Below are 16,782 nucleotides of genomic sequence, written 5' to 3'. Positions count from 1 at the left end.
GCCTCAGGTGGTCCTGGCGATGGTGTAGCCGCGCTGCTGCAGGGCCAGCGACAGCGCGTCGGCCAGCGAGGCCTTGGAGGCGATGCCCTGCAGGTCGATGCCGAGGTGCACGATGGTCTGCGCGATCTGCGGGCGGATGCCGCTGATGATGCACTCGGCACCCATCAGCCGGATAGCGCTGACGGTCTTGAGCAGGTGCTGCGCAACCAGCGTGTCCACCGTGGGCACGCCGGTGATGTCGATGATGGCCAGCGTGGAGCCGGTCTCGACGATGCGCTGCAGGAGCGCCTCCATCACGGCCTGGGTGCGGCTCGAATCGAGCGTGCCGATCATCGGGATGGCCAGCACGCCGTCCCACAGCTTGATCACGGGCGTCGACAGTTCCAGCAGGTCCTGCTGCTGGCGCCGGATGATGTCCTCGCGACTCTGCTGGTAGGTCGAGACGGTCCACTGGGCCATCTGGTCCACCATCACCGACAGCGACCAGATGGCGGCAAGCTGGGCCTTGGCGTCCGGCACGCTGCGCGACAGGGCGTCGAACATGGGCCGCTTGAAGGCCAGCACGAAGGTGCTCGTCTCCGCCGCGCTCTGGCCCTGGGCGGCGCGCGAGCGGGACAGGTTGGTCAGCACGTCGCGCAGGGGCGCCCAGGCCGGCGCCTGGATGAACTGCTCGGGGTCGGCGCCGCCGTTCAATGCATCGCGCATGGCGCCGACGACCTCGCCGGCATAGGCCGGCGCGTCGGGCCACTGCCCCCCGCCGTGGCTGCCGGTGGCCTTGGCGGCCTCCTGCAACCATTGGGAAACGATCGGCTCCTCGTGCTGTCGCAGGAGCGCCAGCACGGTCTGGGCTTGTTCTGTCATCGGATGGGGGAAAGGACGCGCCGGAATGGCACCGGTCCATTCTAAGGATGAGGAGCGCTTGGCCCCGTAGGGTGAGTCCTACGCGTGTTCCCTGCGCCGCGTCAGGCGATGCCCATCAGCGCGGCGACCCTGCTGGAGAACTCATCCGCCGGCACGGGACTGGGGTAGTAGGCATTGCCGCCCGCGCGTTCGCATTCCGCCTGCACTTCGGCACCGTAGAGCGCCGAGAAGAAGACGATGGGCATGGCGGCGGTCGCCGGGTTGGCCCGCAGCGTGCGGCACACCTGCAGCCCGTCCATGTCGGGCATGAAGACGTCGATGACGAGGGCATCCACCCGCGGCGCGGACTCGAGCGCGTCCTTGCCGTTCCAGGCCTCCTCGACCCTGAAGCCCGCGTGGCTGAGCAGGCGCGCCATGGCATATCGGTGGACGGGGTTGTCGTCGACAACCAGCACCGTTCGGTTCCCTCTCTGATCCATCATGGGATTATCGATGCGGCCGGGTTCACCCTTCCGGGTGTCGCCACGGGATCCCGAGCCGCTCACGTTGCCGCGGCGGCGCCGCCGCCCTGGCGCACCCGCATCAGGTGCCGCACCAGGCCCACCGCCGTCAGCAGCCACGCCAGGACCGCCAGCCAGAAGAAGCCGCGCGCCAGCGGCAGCAGGAACCGGAGCCCCAGCACCTGCGCCATCTGGTGCGTGGCGGCGGAATACATGCCGAGCGGGAACACGGCGCCCCAGTACGCGACGTCGTAGCGCCAGGGGTCGGGACCGCGCAGCAGCCGCCAGCCGATCAGCGCCAGCAGCAGCGGGATCCACCAGGTGCCGACGGCCCAGTACAGCACCGTGCCGCCCTTCACGAACGGCAGCAGGCCCTGCAGGAAGGGGGCACTGGCCGCCTCGGCCACCAGCAGCCCGCCCGCAAGCGCCGAGATCGCCATCGCGCCCATGTTGATCCAGTAGGTGGGCGTCAGGTCCTGCGGCGAGAAGCCGAAGAAGACGAGGCGGTAGAAGATCAGCGAGATCACCCACACGTACAGCATGCCGCCGCACAGCCAGGCGGCCAGCGCGCCGAAGTTCAGGGCCAGCCGCAGCGGTTGCTCCGCCTGCGGCGCCAGCAGCGCCGCGAGCACGGCCATCGATTGCGTGGCCACCACCGTCAGCAGCCACGCGCCGCTGATGCCGCCGGCCAGCAGGGGCTTGTTCCGTCCCACCGTCAGGGCCATCAGGATCGCGTAGGTGAGCCCCACCCACAGCACGACGCCGATGGCCCCCAGCACGAAGGACGCGCCGCGATCGAGGCCCAGCACCGCCAGCAGGCTGCCCAGCACGCAGGTGCCGGCCACGGTGGTAAGGAAGCCAGGGGCGCGCTGGTGGTCGCACAGGTCGGCCAGCATCCGGCCCCGGTGCCGCGCCAGCCGCACCAGCGAAAGGACCACCAGCAGCGGCCAGGCCAGCGCGCAGGTCGCGAGCAGGGCGCGGGCGATGGCCTCGTGGCCCTGCTGGTGCGCAGCCACGCCGAGCATGCCGGTCGCCATCACGATGGCGAAGTTGGCCGGCGACAGTTCGGCGATCGGGGCGGCGCGGCTCAAGCGGACTTCTGGGTGCGTGCGGCCTTGCCGGTGTCGGCGGCGGGCGCCGCGGTGGCCGGCGCCGATGCATCGCCTGCGCCGCGCTGCGCCATCCGGTCCACCAGCCGGTTCAGGTTGGACAGCGACAGCAGGTGCATGGAGAGCAGGTGGAGCTCGCCGGTGCGGAACAGCGACAGCACCTTGTCGTCGGGCAGTTCGCGCAGCTTGTTCTCGTCCACCACCATCAGGCCGGCGACGGTGAAGCTGCGGCCGTCCACCAGGTCGGCCTTGGCGCTCATCTCCACCAGCAGGCCGGCATCGGCCAGCTTGCGGCAGAAGGCCTCGGTGCGCAGGTACTCGACCTGGTAGCGCTGCAGGAAGTCCAGCGCGTTCTGCAGGAAGGGCGTGTTGCCGCCCTTCTCGTCGAACAGCGCCTCGCCTTCCTGCTCGTTCAGGCCGGGGAAGGCCTCGTCGATGCACACCCCCATCTGCTCGCCCGGCAGCTCGGCCAGCACGAAGGGATAGCGGCGCACGAAGGCCGGGATGTAGGCGGCGGTCCAGCGGTCCTGCGCGTCCACGAACAGGTTCTCGCGGTTGCGCAGCCCCAGCACCACCACCGGCGCGACCTTGCCGCCCGCCTGCTTGGTGAAGACGATGGCGTACTCCTTGCACGCCTCGGTGAATTCCACGCCCGCCAGGTACAGCGAGTTGGCGTTCCGCGCGAAGCCGAAGCCGCTGCTCGGGCGGATCTTGCGGCCGCGGTGCTTCTCGCGATTGAGCAGCACCGGCTTCTCGTAATACAGGGTCTCCGACATCCTCACTCCACGTTCGTTTCGCTCGTTCCCGGCAAGGCCAGCACCTTGTCGATGCGCTTGCCGTCCAGGTCCACCACCTCGAAGGTCCAGGACCCGCACTCTATCCGCTCGCCGACCTCGGGCAGGTGGCCCGACACCGCCATCAGCAGGCCGGCCACCGTGTTGTAGCGGCCGCGGTCCTCCTCGGGCAGCTCGCGGATGGCCAGCCGGGCCTTGAGTTCCGCCACCGGCATCAGGCCGTCCAGCAGCCAGCTGCCGTCGGCGCGCGGAGTGGCCCAGGCTTCGCCCACTGCTTCCGGGCTGAGCTCGCCGGTGATGGCCTCCAGCAGGTCGCGCGGCGTCACCATGCCCTGCACCACGCCGTACTCGTCGACCACGAACACCATGCGGTGCGACTGGCGGCGGAACTGCTCCAGCAGCTCCATGCCCGACAGCGTCTCGGGCACGAAGGCGGCGGGCACCGCCTGCGCCTCGATCTTGCCCTGGTGGTCCGGCCCCAGCGCCAGCAGGCGCGAGATGCTGACGATGCCCAGCACGTCGTCGAGCCCGCCGCGGCACACCGGGTACCAGGAGTGCGCGCCTTCGCGGCCGGCCTGGCGCAGGCCCTCGGCCACCGAGGCCGAGGCCTCCATCCACTCGATGTCCGAGCGCGGCACCATCATCGAGGTGAGCGGCCGGTCGTCCAGGTGGAACACGTTGCGCACCATCTGGTGCTCCTGGGCCTCGATCACGCCGGCGTCCACGCCCTCCTCCAGGCTGTGCGCGATCTCCTCCTCGGTCATGCCGCGCCGCTGCGTGGTGTCTATGCGCAGCAGCTTGAGCACGGCCTGGGTGGTGGCCGCCAGCAGCCGCACGAAGGGCGAGGCGATCCGGGCCAGCCAGGCCATGGGCCGCGCGACCAGGCGCGACACGTTCTCCGGGTAGAGCTGGCCGATGCGCTTGGGCACCAGCTCGCCGAACACGATGCTGACGAAGGTGATGATGGCCACCACGATGGCGGTGGCGGCCACGCTGGCCACGCCGGCCGACGCGCCGTAGCCCTCCAGCCAGCGCGCCAGCTTCGCGCTGAAGGCGGCCTCGCCGACGATGCCGATCAGCATGCTGATCGAGGTGATGCCCACCTGCACGGTGGACAGGAACTGGGTGGGGTGCTCCAGCAGCCGCAGGGCGGCGGATGCGCCCGCGTCGCCGTCCTCGGCCAGCGCCTGCAGGCGCGCCCTGCGGCTGGTGGCCAGGGCCATCTCCGACATCGCGAACACGCCGTTGAACAGCGTCAACAGCGCGATCAGCAGAAAATCCACGGCTCGCGAGAGGGATCGGACACGATGGGACGACTTTATCTGATCGGGGATGTGCAGGGCTGCGACGCCGCGCTGGGCCGGCTGCTGGACGAACTGGCCTTCTCCCCGAGCCGGGACCACGCCATCGTGCTGGGCGACCTGGTCAACCGCGGCCCCGATTCGGCGGCGGTGCTGCGGCGGCTGATGGCCCTGGGGGCATCGGCCACCTGCCTGCTCGGCAACCACGACCTGAGCCTGCTCGCCACTGCGCGAGGCCTGCGCGCGCCGCACCGCAACGACACCCTGGACTCGGTGCTGCAGGCTCCGGACCGCGACGCGATGCTGCACTGGCTGCGGCAGCAGCGCATGGCGCTGCACGCGCACGGCCTGCTGATGGTGCACGGCGGCGTGCTGCCGCAATGGGACCTGGCGCAGGTGCTGGCGCTGGCCGGCGAAGTGGAGGCGGTGCTGCGCGGGCCGGACCTCGTGGACTTCCTGGCCCGCATGTACGGCAACGAACCGGCGAGCTGGGACGACGCGCTCACGGGCGCCGACCGGCTGCGGGTGATCGTCAACGCGCTGACGCGGCTGCGCTTCTGCACGCCCGAGGGCGTGATGGACCTGAAGGCCGACGGCCGCATCGACCAGGCGCCCCCGGGTTTGCTCCCCTGGTTCGACGTGCCGGGCCGACGGACCGCCGGCACGACGATCGCGTTCGGGCACTGGTCGCAACTCGGGCTGCTGCTGCGCGAGGACGTGATCGCGCTGGATACCGGCTGCGTGTGGGGCGGTTGCCTCAGCGCGCTACGCTGGGACCCGGCGAGCGGGTCACGTGAGGTGGTCCAGGTGCGGTGCGAGCAGGCGCAGGTGCCGGGCCGCTGAGGCGGCCGGCAGGCGCCCTACTGCTCCGCCACAGGCTGCTTGAACAGCGCCGGCACCTTGCGCCGGGTCTTGATGTTGGCCGACATGCGGCTGACCGCGGGCTTGGCGGCGCTTTCCCACGCCGGCCTGGTGTCCCCGGCCGGGGGCTCGTAGGGCTGCTCGAAGAAGGGATCGCGCGGCGCCTGCGGGGCGCGGCTCGGCCGAGCGGGGCGTTCGCGAGGCGCATCCAGTGCGTCGCGCGGGTCGCCCAGCTCGCCGCGTTCGCGCCAGGCGCGGCGCCCATCGTTGATGCGGCCGCGCGGACGCTCGTCCTCGAACTCGATCGCTTCCAGCTCGACCTTCTTCTTCAGCAGCTTCTCGAGTTCGGCCACCAGCCGGTTGTCGCTGGGCGACACCAGCGTCACGGCCAGCCCCGAGGCGCCGGCCCGGCCGGTGCGGCCGATGCGGTGCACGTAGTCCTCGGGGTTGAAGGGCACGTCGAAGTTGAAGACCGCGGGCACGTCCTTGATGTCCAGCCCGCGCGCGGCCACGTCGGTGGCGACCAGCAGGTCCACCTCGCCGGCCTTGAAGGCGGCCAGGGCCTTGAGCCGCTCGTCCTGGCTCTTGTCGCCGTGCAGCGCGGTGGTGCGGAGGCCGTCGCGCTCCAGCGACCGTGCCAGCCGGGCGCAGCCCAGCTTGCTGTTGACGAACACGAAGGCCTGGCCGATCTCGCGCTGGCGCACGATCTGCCGGACCGCGCGGCGCTTGTCGTCGTCCGTCACGCTGTAGAAGTGCTGCTCGACGGTGGACGCGGTGGCGTTGGGCCGCGACACCTCGATGGTGATCGGGTCCTTCAGGTAGCTGTTGGCCAGCCGCCGGATCTCGGGCGAGAAGGTCGCCGAGAACAGCAGCGTGGTGCGCTGCTTGGGCAGGTACGACAGGATGCGCTGCAGGTCGGGCAGGAAGCCGATGTCCAGCATGCGGTCGGCCTCGTCCAGCACCACGTACTCGACCTGGTTGAGCACGGCGTTCTTCGCTTCGATGTGGTCCAGCAGGCGGCCCGGCGTCGCCACCAGCACCTCGACGCCCTTCTTCAGCTCGGCGGTCTGCGGCTTCATGTCGATGCCGCCGAACACCACCGTGCTGCGCAGGTTGGTGTACTTGGCGTACAGCTTGACCTGCTGGGCCACCTGGTCGGCCAGTTCGCGCGTGGGCAGCAGCACCAGGGCCCGCACCGGGTGGCGGGCGGGCGAGGTGGACGAGTTCTCGTACTTGAGCAGGCGCTGCAGCAGGGGCAGCGAGAAGGCGGCCGTCTTGCCGGTGCCGGTCTGGGCGGCACCCATCACGTCCTGGCCGGTCAGCACGACCGGGATCGCCTGGGCCTGGATCGGCGTCATCTGCTCGTAGCCCATTTCGGCCACGGCCCGCGCCAGCGGCTCGGCCAGGGAAAGCTTGGAGAAGGAAGCAGTCATCAACCCGTGATTGTCGCACCCGGGCATGGATGGGCTGGGAGTCGGGTCATTGGGGCGCGGGGCCCCGCTGCCCAGGGCGGTCAGAGCGCCCGGGCGCTGAAGGTGTCGCAGGCCTGGACGCTGCCGCTGCGCAGGCCGGTGCCGAACCAGCGCTGGCGCTGCTCGCTGGTGCCGTGAGTGAAGCGCTCGGGCACCACGGCCCGGCCGGCGGAACGCTGCAGCGCGTCGTCGCCGATCCGGGCAGCGGCGTTCATCGCCTCCTCCACGTCGCCCTGCTCCAGCACCTGCCGCGCCTTCTGGGCATGGTGGGCCCACACGCCGGCGAAGCAGTCGGCCTGCAGTTCCAGCCGCACGCTCATCGCGTTCTGCTCCGCCGGGCTGGCCCGGCCACGCAGGCGGTCGACGCGGCCGGTGATCCCCAGTTCCTGCTGCACGTGGTGGCCCACCTCGTGCGCGATCACGTAGGCCTGGGCGAAGTCGCCCGGCGCGCCCAGCCGGCTCTTCAGCGTCTGGTAGAAGTCCAGGTCGATGTAGACCTTCTCGTCGGCCGGGCAATAGAACGGGCCCATGGCCGACTGCCCCTGGCCGCAGGCGGTGCCGATCGCGCCGCGGAACAGCACCAGCCGTGGCTGGTCGTACTGCGCGCCGCCCTGCCGGAAGAGCTCGGTCCAGACATCCTCGGTGTCGGCCAGCACGGTGGAGACGAACCGCGCCATCGTGTCGTTGGCGGGGATGGGCTGCGGCTGACCCTGCTGCTCGGCCACCGGCCCGCCGCTGAGGATGTCCAGCAGGGTCAGCGGGTTGATGCCGAAGATCGCCCCGCCGACCAGTGCGATCACGATGGTGCCTATGCCGATGCTGCGGCCGCCCAGGCCGAAGCCGCCACCGCCCCTGCGCATGTCCTCGACGTTGCCCGATTCCCGGTTGCCTTCCCAGCGCATGGCACGACCCCTGCAGTACAGTGAAACGATGCTAGATGACCCACCGCCGCCCGCTGTCGGCCCGCGCCGCGTCCTCGTCACCGGATTCGACCCTTTCGGCGGCGCCGAGGTGAACCCGAGCTGGGCGGCCGTGCAGGCACTGGACGGTATGGAACTGGAAGGGCACCGCGTGGTCGCGGCCCGCCTGCCGACCCGATTCGACCGGTGCCTGGGTGAGCTCGACCGGCTGATCAGCGCGCATCGCCCTGCCCTGGTCCTGTGCACCGGCCAGGCCGGTGGGCGGGCCGCCATCTCGCTGGAGCGGGTGGCGATCAACGTGAACGACGCTCGCATCCCCGACAACGCCGGCGACCAGCCGGTCGACACGCCGGTGGTGGCCGGCGGGCCGGCCGCCTACTTCGGCACCCTGCCGATCAAGGCCATGCTGGCGGCCTTGCTGGCCGGCGGCATCCGGGCCGAGGTGTCGCAGACCGCCGGCACCTTCGTCTGCAACCATGTGTTCTACGGCCTGATGCACCGGCTCGCCACCGACCCGGCCTGCGCCGGCGTGCGCGGCGGCTTCGTCCACGTGCCCTGGCTGCCCGAGCAGGGCCATCCCTCGATGACGCAGGAGCAACTGGTGCACGGGCTGACGCTCGCCCTGCGCTGCGCCGTGCGCACGGCCGCCGACATCCGCCTGCAGGCCGGGGCCCTCGACTGAGGGGTCATCCGCCGCGGGCCTGACGCGGCCGGGGCCGCGCTCCTAGAATCGGGCCGGTGCCGCCCCTCAACGCCGACCTCCATTGCCACTCGGTCGTCTCCGACGGCACCCTCACGCCCGAGGAACTGGCGGCGCGCGCCAAGGCCAACGGCGTCGAGCTGTGGGCGCTGACCGACCATGACGAGATCGGCGGCCAGGCACGCGCAGCCGCCGCAGCGCGCGCACAAGGCCTGAAATACCTCACCGGCACCGAGATCTCGGTGACCTTCGCCAACGAGACGGTGCACATCGTCGGGCTCGGGTTCGACGCGCAGGATCCGCGCATCCGCGAGGGCCTGTCGGCCACCCGGGGCGGGCGCGGCTCGCGGGCCCGCGAGATGGCCGCCCAGCTCGAGGCGGCCGGCATCCCGGGCACCTACGAGGGCGCGCTCAAGTACGTCGGCAACCCCGAACTGATCTCTCGCACCCACTTCGCCCGCTACCTGGTCGAGGTGGGCGTGTGCCGGGACACCGCCGAGGTCTTCCGGCGCTTCCTGACCGAGGGCAAGCCCGGCTTCGTGCCGCACCGCTGGGCCACGCTCAAGGACGCCGTGCACTGGATCACCGAGGGCGGCGGCGTCGCCGTGATCGCCCACCCCGCCCGCTACCGCTTCACCGCCAACGAGGAGTACGCCCTGTTCACCGAATTCAAGGCGCATGGCGGACGGGCCGTGGAGGTGGTCACCGGCAGCCACACCGCGGCCGAGGCGCAGCGCTACGCCCGGACGGCGCAGGAATTCGGGCTCGCCGCCTCGCGCGGCAGCGATTTCCACAGCCCCGACGAAAGCCACACCGACCTGGGCCGGCTGCCCCCGCTGCCCGAGGGGCTGGTGCCGGTGTGGGACCTGCTGGCGGACCGCATCCAGTGAGCACCGCGGCATTGGCGCGGCCCCAGGTGGCCGCCACCGGGCTGGCCGGCATCGCCCTGGTGCTCGGCGCCTGCGCCTGCTTCGCCGCGCTGGACACCACCACCAAGGTGGTCGGCGCCACTGCGCCGATGCTGATGGCGCTGTGGGTCCGCTACGCGTTCCAGGCCGTGGCGACCACGGCGGCGGTGCTGCCGCAACGCGGGCTGCAGGTGCTGCGCACGCGCCACCTGCCGTTCCAGTGCCTGCGCGGCCTGCTGCTGCTGACCAGCAGCATGCTGGCCTACCTCAGCCTGCGCTACCTGCCGGTGGGCGAGTTCACGGCCATCATGATGATTGCGCCGCTGGTGGTCACGCTGCTGGCCGCGACCTTCCTGAAGGAGCGGGTGTCGGCGCTGCGCTGGACGCTGGTGGCCGGCGGCTTCGCCGGCACGCTGGTCATCATCCGACCGGGCGGCGAGAGCTTCAGCTGGGCCATGCTGCTGCCGCTCGGGCTGGTCGCCAGCAACGCCTGGTTCCAGGCCATCACCAGCAAGCTCGCCCGCACCGAGGACCCGGTCACCATGCACCTGTACACCGGCTGGGTGGGGACGCTGCTGGCCTCGCTGGCGCTGCCCTCGGTCTGGCAACCGGGCCTGGGCGCGTGGACCTGGGCCGGCATGGCCCTGATGGGGCTGAGCGCCACCGTGGGGCACTTCCTGCTGATCCTGGCCTACCGCAACACGCCGGCCTCGACGCTGACCCCCTACCTGTATTCGCAGATCGGCTTCGCCATGCTGGGCGGCTGGCTGGTGTTCACGCACGTACCCGATGGCTGGTCGCTGTTCGGCATGGGGCTGATCGCCCTGTGCGGGGCGGCCGGCGCCTGGCTCACCGTGCACGAGTCGCGCAGCGCGCTGCGCCTGGCGAGGATCTGAGCCGTGGCCCAGTACTTCGAGCTCCATCCCGCCAACCCGCAGCTGCGCCTGCTCAAGCAGGCCGTGGGGCTGCTGCAGCAAGGCGGCCTGCTGGCCGTGCCCACCGACTCCAGCTACGCGCTGGTCTGCCAGCTGGACGACAAGGCCGCGGTGGACCGCCTGCGGCAGGTGCGCGGCGTCGACGAGAAGCACCACCTCACCCTGCTGTGCCGCGACCTGAGCGAGCTGTCCACCTTCGCCCGGGTGGACAACCGCCAGTACCGGCTGATCAAGCAGGCGACGCCGGGGCCCTTCACCTTCATCCTGGAGGCCACCCGCGAGGTGCCGCGGCGCGTGAGCCATCCGCAGCGCAAGACCATAGGCCTGCGCGTGCCGGACCACCAGGTGCTACAGCAGTTGCTGGAGTTGCTGGGCCAGCCGCTGCTGGGCACCACGCTGATCCCGCCCAGGGAATCGGAGCCGCTGAACGACGCCGAACACATCCGCGAGCGCTACGAGCGGCTGATCGCCGGCGTGATCGATGCCGGGGCCTGCCCGCTGGAGCCCACCACCGTGGTCGACCTCACGCCCATGGGGACCGGCGGCGAAGCGACCATCCTGCGGCAGGGGCGCGGGGAGGCGGAGCGGCTGGGGCTGTAGGCGACTTCCTGGTCATTCCCGTGGAGGCGGGAATTCCGTGCGTCCGCTTTCGCGGACTGCTCCGGTCCTGGATCCCCGCCTGCGCGGGGACGACGGATGCGTCTGAGACAATCCACCCCTTCCATGGAAAACATGATCCAGACGGTGCTGATCTTCGCGCTGCCCGTCCTCTTCTCCATCACCGTGCACGAAGCCGCGCACGGCTACGTTGCACGCTGGTTCGGCGACAACACCGCCTACGCGATGGGGCGGGTGACGCTCAACCCGATTCCGCACATCGACCCGATCGGCACGATCGCGATGCCGGTGCTGCTGTACTTCGCCACCTCGGGCGCCTTCCTGTTCGGCTATGCCAAGCCGGTGCCGGTGGACTTCACCCGGCTGCGCCATCCCAAGCGGGACATGGTGTGGGTGGCGCTGGCCGGCCCGGCCTCCAACTTCGTGCAGGCCATCCTGTGGGCCCTGCTGTTCACCGTGCTGGCGGGCGCCGGCCTGAACGAGCGCTTCTTCCTGGAGATGGCCAAGGCCGGCGTGCTGGTCAACCTGGTGATGTGGGCCTTCAACCTGTTCCCGCTGCCGCCGCTGGACGGCGGCCGCATCGTGGCCGGCCTGCTGCCGCCGCGCGCGGCCTGGAACTACAGCCGCCTGGAGCCCTGGGGCTTCTTCATCGTCATGGGCCTGGTGATCGCCGGCATCGTCGGCAGCCTCTGGCTGCGGCCGCTGATCTCCATCGGCTATGGCGTGCTGGGCGTGCTGCTGGCGCCGCTGAACGCGCTGCTCTTCTGAACCACCCATGAACGCTCCCGTCGTCCGCTACCTCACCGGCATCACCACCACCGGCACCCCGCACCTGGGCAACTACGTCGGCGCCATCCGCCCCACCGTGCAGGCCAGCCGCCGCCCCGGCACGCAGAACTTCTACTTCCTGGCCGACTACCACGCGCTGATCAAGTGCGACGAGCCGGCCCGCATCCAGCGCTCCACGCTGGAGATCGCCGCCTGCTGGCTGGCCGCCGGGCTGGACCCGGAGCACGTCTACTTCTACCGGCAGTCGGACATCCCCGAGATCCCCGAGCTGACCTGGCTGCTGACCTGCGTCACGGGCAAGGGCCTGCTCAATCGCGCCCACGCCTACAAGGCGCAGGTGGACAAGAACAACGCCGCCGGCGTGGACCCCGATTTCGACGTCACCGCCGGCCTGTTCATGTACCCGGTGCTGATGGCCGCCGACATCATCATGTTCAACGCCCACAAGGTGCCGGTGGGCCGCGACCAGGTGCAGCACCTGGAGATGGCGCGCGACATGGCGTCCAGCTTCAACCACCTGTACGGCGAGCACTTCACGCTGCCCGAGGCCCAGGTCGACGAGGCCGTGGCCACGCTGCCCGGCCTGGACGGGCGCAAGATGAGCAAGAGCTACGACAACGTGATCGCGCTGTTCGGCCCGCGCGAGCAGATGCGCAAGCAGATCTTCTCCATCGTCACCGACTCGCGCGCGCCCGGCGAGCCCAAGGAGGTCGAGGGCTCGGCCCTGTTCCAGATCTACCAGGCCTTCGCCGACGAGGGCGAGACGCAGGCCCTGCGCAAGGCGTATGCCGAGGGCATCGCCTGGTCGGACGCCAAGCAGCTGCTGTTCGAGCGCATCGACCGCGAGATCGCGCCCATGCGCGAGCGCTACGACGCGCTGGTGGCCAACCCGGCCGAGCTGGAGCGCATCCTGAAGGCCGGCGCGAAGAAGGCGCGCGCCATCGCCACCCCCTTCATGGCGACGCTGCGCCACGCCGTGGGCCTGCGCAACCTGGCCGACCAGCCCGCGTCGAGCAAGGGCAAGGCCAGGGCCAGGTCGGCCCTGCCCTCGTTCAAGCAGTACCGCGAGGCCGACGGCAAGCACTACTTCAAGCTGGTCGATGCCGGCGGCGCGCTGCTGCTGCAAAGCGCCGCCTTCGATTCGCCGCAGGACGCCGGCCGCGCGGTCGCGCGGCTGAAGCAGGACGGCCTGGCGGCGGCCGGCGACGCGGCCCGGCTGGCCGAGGGCGTGAGCGAGGCCCAGGTGGGCGCCGCGCTGGCCCAGCTGGCCGCCGGCTGAGCAGGCGCGCGGAAACGCTATCCTTGCACCCGACATGAAAGCCACCCCGAATCCCGCCATCCTCTACGTGATCGACGACCATCCGCTGATGCGGGAGGCGGTCGTGATGCTGCTGCGCCGGCTGCGGCCGGGCGCCCGCGTGATCGAGCTCGATCGCATCGGCGGCATGGAATCGGCCGTGCGCGAGAACGGCTTCCCGGACCTGATCTGCCTGGACCTGAAGCTGCCGGACACCACCGGCACCTCCGGGGTGCACGAGATGAAGAACCGCTTCCCGGAGGCGCCGCTGGCCGTGCTGTCGGCCTCGCCCTCGGCCGACGCGGAGGAAGCCTGCATCGAGGCCGGCGCCGACATCTACATCGAGAAGTCGGCCGGCGCGCAGGAGATCGGCAATGCGCTGCGCGCGCTACTGAACACCGACGGCAGCTTCGAGGAACTGGCCCCCACCGACAGCAAGCTGTCCAAGCGGCAGAAGCAGCTGATCGTGATGCTGGACCGCGGCCTGTCCAACCGCGAGATCGCCGACGAACTGGGCATCAGCGAGCACACCGTGAAGGTGCACCTGTGGCGGCTGTTCCGCCGCCTGGGCGTCAAGAGCCGCACCCAGACCATCCACTACGCCCGCACGCACGGGCTGCTCTGACCCCCCGCTCCTAGCGTCCCGAGACCAGCGCCGCCGGCTCGCGCGCGGCGCTGTCGACGATGGGCGACGCCGCCCGCTCGGCGGCCGCCTGCGCATCGGTGGGCTGCACCAGCAGCCGGAACACCGTGCCCCGCCCGGGCCGCGACGCGAACTGCAGCGGGTGGCCCAGGATGTTGGACAGGCGGGCCACGATGTACAGGCCCAGGCCGAAGCCCTCTTCGGTGCCGGCGTGGCTGGGCACCTTGAAGAACTCGCGGAAGATCTCGCGCTGGTGCGCCGGCGTGATGCCCACGCCGGTGTCCCAGATCTCGATGCGCGGGCCGTGGCGGGTGCGGCGCGCCGCCACCAGGATGCCGCCCTTCTGCGTGTACTTGACGGCGTTGGAGATCAGGTTGCCGACGATGCGCTGCAGCAGGATCGGGTCGCTGGTCACCGTGCCCGGCACCACGTGCAGGCGGAACTCCAGCCCCTTGGCCTCGGCCAGCGGCCGGTAGTGCAGTTCCAGGTCGTGCAGCAGCTTGTCCAGCCGCAGCTCCTCGATCTTGAGCTTGATCTTGCCGGTGTCCAGCCGCACCAGGTCGAACAGCGAGTCGAACAGGGCGTTCACCGCCTTGGTGGACTCCACGATCTTGGGCGCCAGCTCGTGCACCATCTCCGGCTCGCTGCCCAGCCAGTCGGCATACAGGCCCAGGGCGTGCACCGGCTGGCGGATGTCGTGGGCGGCGCTGGCCAGGAAGCGGTTCTTGATCTCGATCGCCTCCAGCGCCGCCTGGGTCTGGCGCGTCAGCGATTCGATCAGCTGGTTGTTGCGGTACTGCAGTTCGAAGTTCCGCCGGTGCGTGAGGTGCAACCGCAAGCCGGCGTGGCGCACCACCTGCCAGAAGATCACCAGCAGCAGCATCATCCAGCCGTGCTGGTTGGGGCCCGAGAAGCGCAGGTCCATGCCCACCCGCCATGCGATCACCACCAGCGCCGTGATCGCCAGCGTGTCCAGGTAGTGCCGCATGGTCGGCAGGTGGCTGGACAGGCTGTTGATCGAGAACATGCCCAGGCCGGCCAGCACCATCCAGCAGATGAACTGGTCGGCCAGCGGCGCCCGCTCGAAGAACAGCAGCGTCGACATGCCCCACAGGGCGCCCGTCACCGGCCAGGCGATGCGGTAGCGGCGCAGGAAGGCCAGGTGGGCCTCGGCGCCCGCGGGCGCCACCTCCCGCTGGTACACGCCGATCACCCAGAAGCGGGCCAGGGCGACGGAGGCGGTGACGCCGGCCCACAGCAGCAGCCCCAGGCGCGACGCATCGGACCACAGGAGCACCACGAATAGCGGGATCAGAGTGAGCGCCAGCAGCTGCGTGCTGCGCTGGGTGCGCATCAGGCTGCGGATCAACTCGCCCTGGACCCAGCTCGCTTCGGCGGCCGTGGCGGCCACGCCGGTGTCGGAAGGGAGGCTGTCGGCGGTCACGGGGGCGTATTGTCCCGCAGCCGCGCGAAGCGCTCCCAAGGGCCCCGCCCGCGCGTGGATGGCGCCGCCTACACCGCGACCCGCCTTCGCTCCGCCGTCTCGATCTTCATCAGCTGCCGGTACTTGGTCACCGTCCGGCGGGCCACCCGCAGCCCCTGCCCGAGCAGCTCGCGCGCGATGTCCACGTCGGACAGCGGGCGCTGCGCCGATTCGGCCGCGATCATTTCCCGGATCAGCCCGCGGATCGCGGTCGGCGAGCACTCGCCACCGTTGGCGGTGGACAGGCCGCGCGAGAAGAAGTACTTCAGCTCGAACACGCCCACCGGCGTCGCCATGAACTTGTTGTTGGTGACGCGCGAGACGGTGGATTCGTGCACGCCCACCTCCTGCGCGATCTCGCGCAGCGCCAGCGGCTTCATCGCCATCGCGCCGTAGGCGAGGAAGCGGTGCTGCCGCTTGAGGATGGCCTGCGCCACCGCCAGGATGGTGGAGAAGCGCTGCTCCACGTTGCGCACGGTCCAGCGCGCCTCCTGCAGGTGCGCCCCCAGCTCGGCGTCCTCGGGCCGGCGGCAGCGGCGGAACATCTCGGCGTAGCCGCGGTTCAGGCGGATGCGCGGCACCACGGCGTCGTTCAGCACCGCCGTCCACTGCCCGCGCACCTTGCGCACGATCACGTCGGGCGTGAGGTACTGCACCGAGGCCGGCCCGTAGCGCCAACCCGGTCGCGGGTCGAGGTGCCGGATCGCCGCGCAGGCTTCCTGCGCCTGTGCCAGCGTCACCCGCAGCCGGCGCGCCACCGCGCCCATGTCGCGGCTGGCCAGGCAGGGCACGCACTCGCGCAGGATGCGTTCGGCCAGCGCCCGCCTGGGCTCGCATTCGATCGAGGGCAGCTGCAGCTGCAGGCACTCGATCACGTCGCGCGCGGCCACGCCGGCCGGCTCCAGCGACTGCACGCGGCGCAGCGCGATGGTCAGTTCGTCCGGCTCGGGCGGCGGATCCAGCGGCAGCAGGGCCGCGATCTCCGGCAGGGGCGTGCGCAGGTAGCCGTCGTCGTCCAGCGACTCGATCACCGCCGTGGCCAGGGCCGCATCGCGTTCCTGCAGCGGCAGCAGGCCCAGCTGGCCCAGCAGGTGGTCGGCCAGCGAGTCCTGGGCCACCAGCGTGTCGAACACGCCGTCGCCCTCGACGTTCCTGGCGGCGGAAACGGTGCCCGTACCCCAGCCTCCGTCCGGCAGCCGCTCCGGGCCGGCCTCGACGTCGTCGACGACGGGGGCTTCCGGCGCCGCGTCCCCGTCCTCGGCTTCGAGAAAGGGATTGGTGTCCAGCGCATCGCGCACCACGCGCGAGAAGTCGAGCGAGGACATCTGCAGCAGGCGCACCGCGCGTTGGAGGCGCGGCGACAGCGAGGGCTGCAACGTGGCGCCCATGCGAAGGCTCAGGGATGGCATCGGTTCTCCTCTGGCAACGCGGCCAGCGTAGGCAAATCCGCGGCCCGTGGGTCTCGCTTTCTGTAAGTGTTCCTGCGCGATGCGGCTGGTGGTTGTTCGCACAGCTCCCGCGCTGCGGGCTGATGTTTGTTCGAACGCATTGCCATGCGTTACACCAGCGCCGCACTTCGCTGCCGAATAAT

Annotated in this window: 17 protein-coding genes; 8 read left to right on the top strand and 9 right to left on the bottom strand. The window is 70.8% G+C overall.

All coding sequences use genetic code 11. The annotated features are described in order from the left end of the window. Positions 1–3: 3 nt before the first annotated feature. From VEC03_RS16330 to VEC03_RS16310, 5 genes are all read right to left on the bottom strand, one after another. Positions 4–861: an STAS domain-containing protein gene (locus VEC03_RS16330; protein WP_324917432.1), complete on the bottom strand. Its 858-nt coding sequence runs from the start codon at positions 859–861 to the stop codon at positions 4–6. 101 nt (positions 862–962) lie between these two features. Then, complete coding sequence (locus VEC03_RS16325; RefSeq protein WP_324917429.1) at positions 963–1,316, bottom strand: response regulator; 354 nt, start codon at positions 1,314–1,316, stop codon at positions 963–965. Positions 1,317–1,402: 86 nt separating this feature from the next. After that, positions 1,403–2,398 carry a tellurite resistance/C4-dicarboxylate transporter family protein gene (locus tag VEC03_RS16320; protein WP_414708511.1) on the bottom strand — a complete coding sequence of 332 codons (996 nt, stop codon included), beginning with the start codon at positions 2,396–2,398 and terminating at the stop codon, positions 1,403–1,405. A gap of 50 nt (positions 2,399–2,448) precedes the next feature. Next, positions 2,449–3,246 carry a SapC family protein gene (locus tag VEC03_RS16315; RefSeq protein ID WP_324917423.1) on the bottom strand — a complete coding sequence of 266 codons (798 nt, stop codon included), beginning with the start codon at positions 3,244–3,246 and terminating at the stop codon, positions 2,449–2,451. Positions 3,247–3,248: 2 nt separating this feature from the next. Beyond that, complete coding sequence (locus VEC03_RS16310; RefSeq protein WP_324917420.1) at positions 3,249–4,547, bottom strand: hemolysin family protein; 1,299 nt, start codon at positions 4,545–4,547, stop codon at positions 3,249–3,251. Positions 4,548–4,571: 24 nt separating this feature from the next. Here VEC03_RS16310 and VEC03_RS16305 point away from each other — a divergent pair, with 24 nt between their 5' ends. Continuing rightward, positions 4,572–5,408, top strand: coding sequence for a symmetrical bis(5'-nucleosyl)-tetraphosphatase (locus VEC03_RS16305; protein ID WP_324917417.1), 837 nt, complete (start codon positions 4,572–4,574; stop codon positions 5,406–5,408). A 17-nt stretch (positions 5,409–5,425) separates the two neighbouring features. On the opposite strand, the gene VEC03_RS16300 is transcribed toward VEC03_RS16305, so the two are convergent. Continuing rightward, positions 5,426–6,859 (bottom strand): DEAD/DEAH box helicase, encoded by a 1,434-nt coding sequence (locus VEC03_RS16300; protein ID WP_324917414.1) that lies wholly within the window; start codon positions 6,857–6,859, stop codon positions 5,426–5,428. 80 nt (positions 6,860–6,939) lie between these two features. Continuing rightward, positions 6,940–7,800, bottom strand: a complete 861-nt coding sequence (gene ypfJ, locus VEC03_RS16295; protein ID WP_324917413.1) for a KPN_02809 family neutral zinc metallopeptidase — start codon at positions 7,798–7,800, stop codon at positions 6,940–6,942. 28 nt (positions 7,801–7,828) lie between these two features. Here ypfJ and pcp point away from each other — a divergent pair, with 28 nt between their 5' ends. From pcp to VEC03_RS16260, 7 genes are all read left to right on the top strand, one after another. Next, the gene (gene pcp / locus VEC03_RS16290; protein ID WP_324917410.1) at positions 7,829–8,500 is read left to right on the top strand and encodes a pyroglutamyl-peptidase I; all 672 of its coding nucleotides are present in this window, start codon (positions 7,829–7,831) and stop codon (positions 8,498–8,500) included. A gap of 56 nt (positions 8,501–8,556) precedes the next feature. After that, positions 8,557–9,408 carry a 3',5'-nucleoside bisphosphate phosphatase gene (locus VEC03_RS16285; protein WP_324917407.1) on the top strand — a complete coding sequence of 284 codons (852 nt, stop codon included), beginning with the start codon at positions 8,557–8,559 and terminating at the stop codon, positions 9,406–9,408. Next, positions 9,405–10,322 (top strand): DMT family transporter, encoded by a 918-nt coding sequence (locus VEC03_RS16280; protein ID WP_324917404.1) that lies wholly within the window; start codon positions 9,405–9,407, stop codon positions 10,320–10,322. Before VEC03_RS16285 ends, VEC03_RS16280 begins: the two co-directional genes overlap by 4 nt. A 3-nt stretch (positions 10,323–10,325) precedes the next feature. Beyond that, the gene (locus VEC03_RS16275) at positions 10,326–10,961 is read left to right on the top strand and encodes an L-threonylcarbamoyladenylate synthase (RefSeq protein WP_324917401.1); all 636 of its coding nucleotides are present in this window, start codon (positions 10,326–10,328) and stop codon (positions 10,959–10,961) included. A 123-nt stretch (positions 10,962–11,084) separates the two neighbouring features. Further along, positions 11,085–11,747 (top strand): site-2 protease family protein, encoded by a 663-nt coding sequence (locus VEC03_RS16270; protein WP_324917398.1) that lies wholly within the window; start codon positions 11,085–11,087, stop codon positions 11,745–11,747. A 7-nt stretch (positions 11,748–11,754) separates the two neighbouring features. Next, positions 11,755–13,047: a tryptophan--tRNA ligase gene (locus tag VEC03_RS16265; RefSeq protein WP_324917395.1), complete on the top strand. Its 1,293-nt coding sequence runs from the start codon at positions 11,755–11,757 to the stop codon at positions 13,045–13,047. A 34-nt stretch (positions 13,048–13,081) separates the two neighbouring features. Then, positions 13,082–13,690, top strand: a complete 609-nt coding sequence (locus tag VEC03_RS16260) for a response regulator transcription factor (protein WP_324917392.1) — start codon at positions 13,082–13,084, stop codon at positions 13,688–13,690. Between the two features lie 10 nt (positions 13,691–13,700). On the opposite strand, the gene VEC03_RS16255 is transcribed toward VEC03_RS16260, so the two are convergent. Together VEC03_RS16255 and rpoN are read right to left on the bottom strand one after the other, a co-directional pair. Continuing rightward, a complete protein-coding gene (locus VEC03_RS16255; protein WP_324917389.1) occupies positions 13,701–15,152 on the bottom strand; it encodes a HAMP domain-containing sensor histidine kinase in 1,452 nt (483 codons plus the stop codon). A 68-nt stretch (positions 15,153–15,220) separates the two neighbouring features. Next, positions 15,221–16,600, bottom strand: a complete 1,380-nt coding sequence (gene rpoN, locus VEC03_RS16250; RefSeq protein ID WP_324917386.1) for an RNA polymerase factor sigma-54 — start codon at positions 16,598–16,600, stop codon at positions 15,221–15,223. Positions 16,601–16,782 lie beyond the last annotated feature (182 nt).

The organism is Ramlibacter sp., assembly GCF_035627355.1.
Lineage (GTDB): Bacteria > Pseudomonadota > Gammaproteobacteria > Burkholderiales > Burkholderiaceae_C > Ramlibacter.
The sequence above is the reverse complement of the archived record's forward strand: the minus strand, read 5'-3'. Positions and strand labels throughout refer to the sequence as shown.

Excerpts from the sequence above, each read along its gene's own strand:
- pcp (WP_324917410.1), top strand. The coding sequence starts at position 7,829 with ATGCTAGATGACCCACCGCCGCCCGCTGTCGGCCCGCGCCGCGTCCTC.
- ypfJ (WP_324917413.1), bottom strand. The coding sequence starts at position 7,800 with ATGCGCTGGGAAGGCAACCGGGAATCGGGCAACGTCGAGGACATGCGC.
- VEC03_RS16305 (WP_324917417.1), top strand. The coding sequence starts at position 4,572 with ATGGGACGACTTTATCTGATCGGGGATGTGCAGGGCTGCGACGCCGCG.
- VEC03_RS16315 (WP_324917423.1), bottom strand. The coding sequence starts at position 3,246 with ATGTCGGAGACCCTGTATTACGAGAAGCCGGTGCTGCTCAATCGCGAG.
- rpoN (WP_324917386.1), bottom strand. The coding sequence starts at position 16,600 with ATGCCATCCCTGAGCCTTCGCATGGGCGCCACGTTGCAGCCCTCGCTG.
- VEC03_RS16330 (WP_324917432.1), bottom strand. The coding sequence starts at position 861 with ATGACAGAACAAGCCCAGACCGTGCTGGCGCTCCTGCGACAGCACGAG.
- VEC03_RS16270 (WP_324917398.1), top strand. The coding sequence starts at position 11,085 with ATGGAAAACATGATCCAGACGGTGCTGATCTTCGCGCTGCCCGTCCTC.
- VEC03_RS16265 (WP_324917395.1), top strand. The coding sequence starts at position 11,755 with ATGAACGCTCCCGTCGTCCGCTACCTCACCGGCATCACCACCACCGGC.
- VEC03_RS16320 (WP_414708511.1), bottom strand. The coding sequence starts at position 2,398 with ATGGCGACCGGCATGCTCGGCGTGGCTGCGCACCAGCAGGGCCACGAG.
- VEC03_RS16260 (WP_324917392.1), top strand. The coding sequence starts at position 13,082 with ATGAAAGCCACCCCGAATCCCGCCATCCTCTACGTGATCGACGACCAT.
- VEC03_RS16300 (WP_324917414.1), bottom strand. The coding sequence starts at position 6,859 with ATGACTGCTTCCTTCTCCAAGCTTTCCCTGGCCGAGCCGCTGGCGCGG.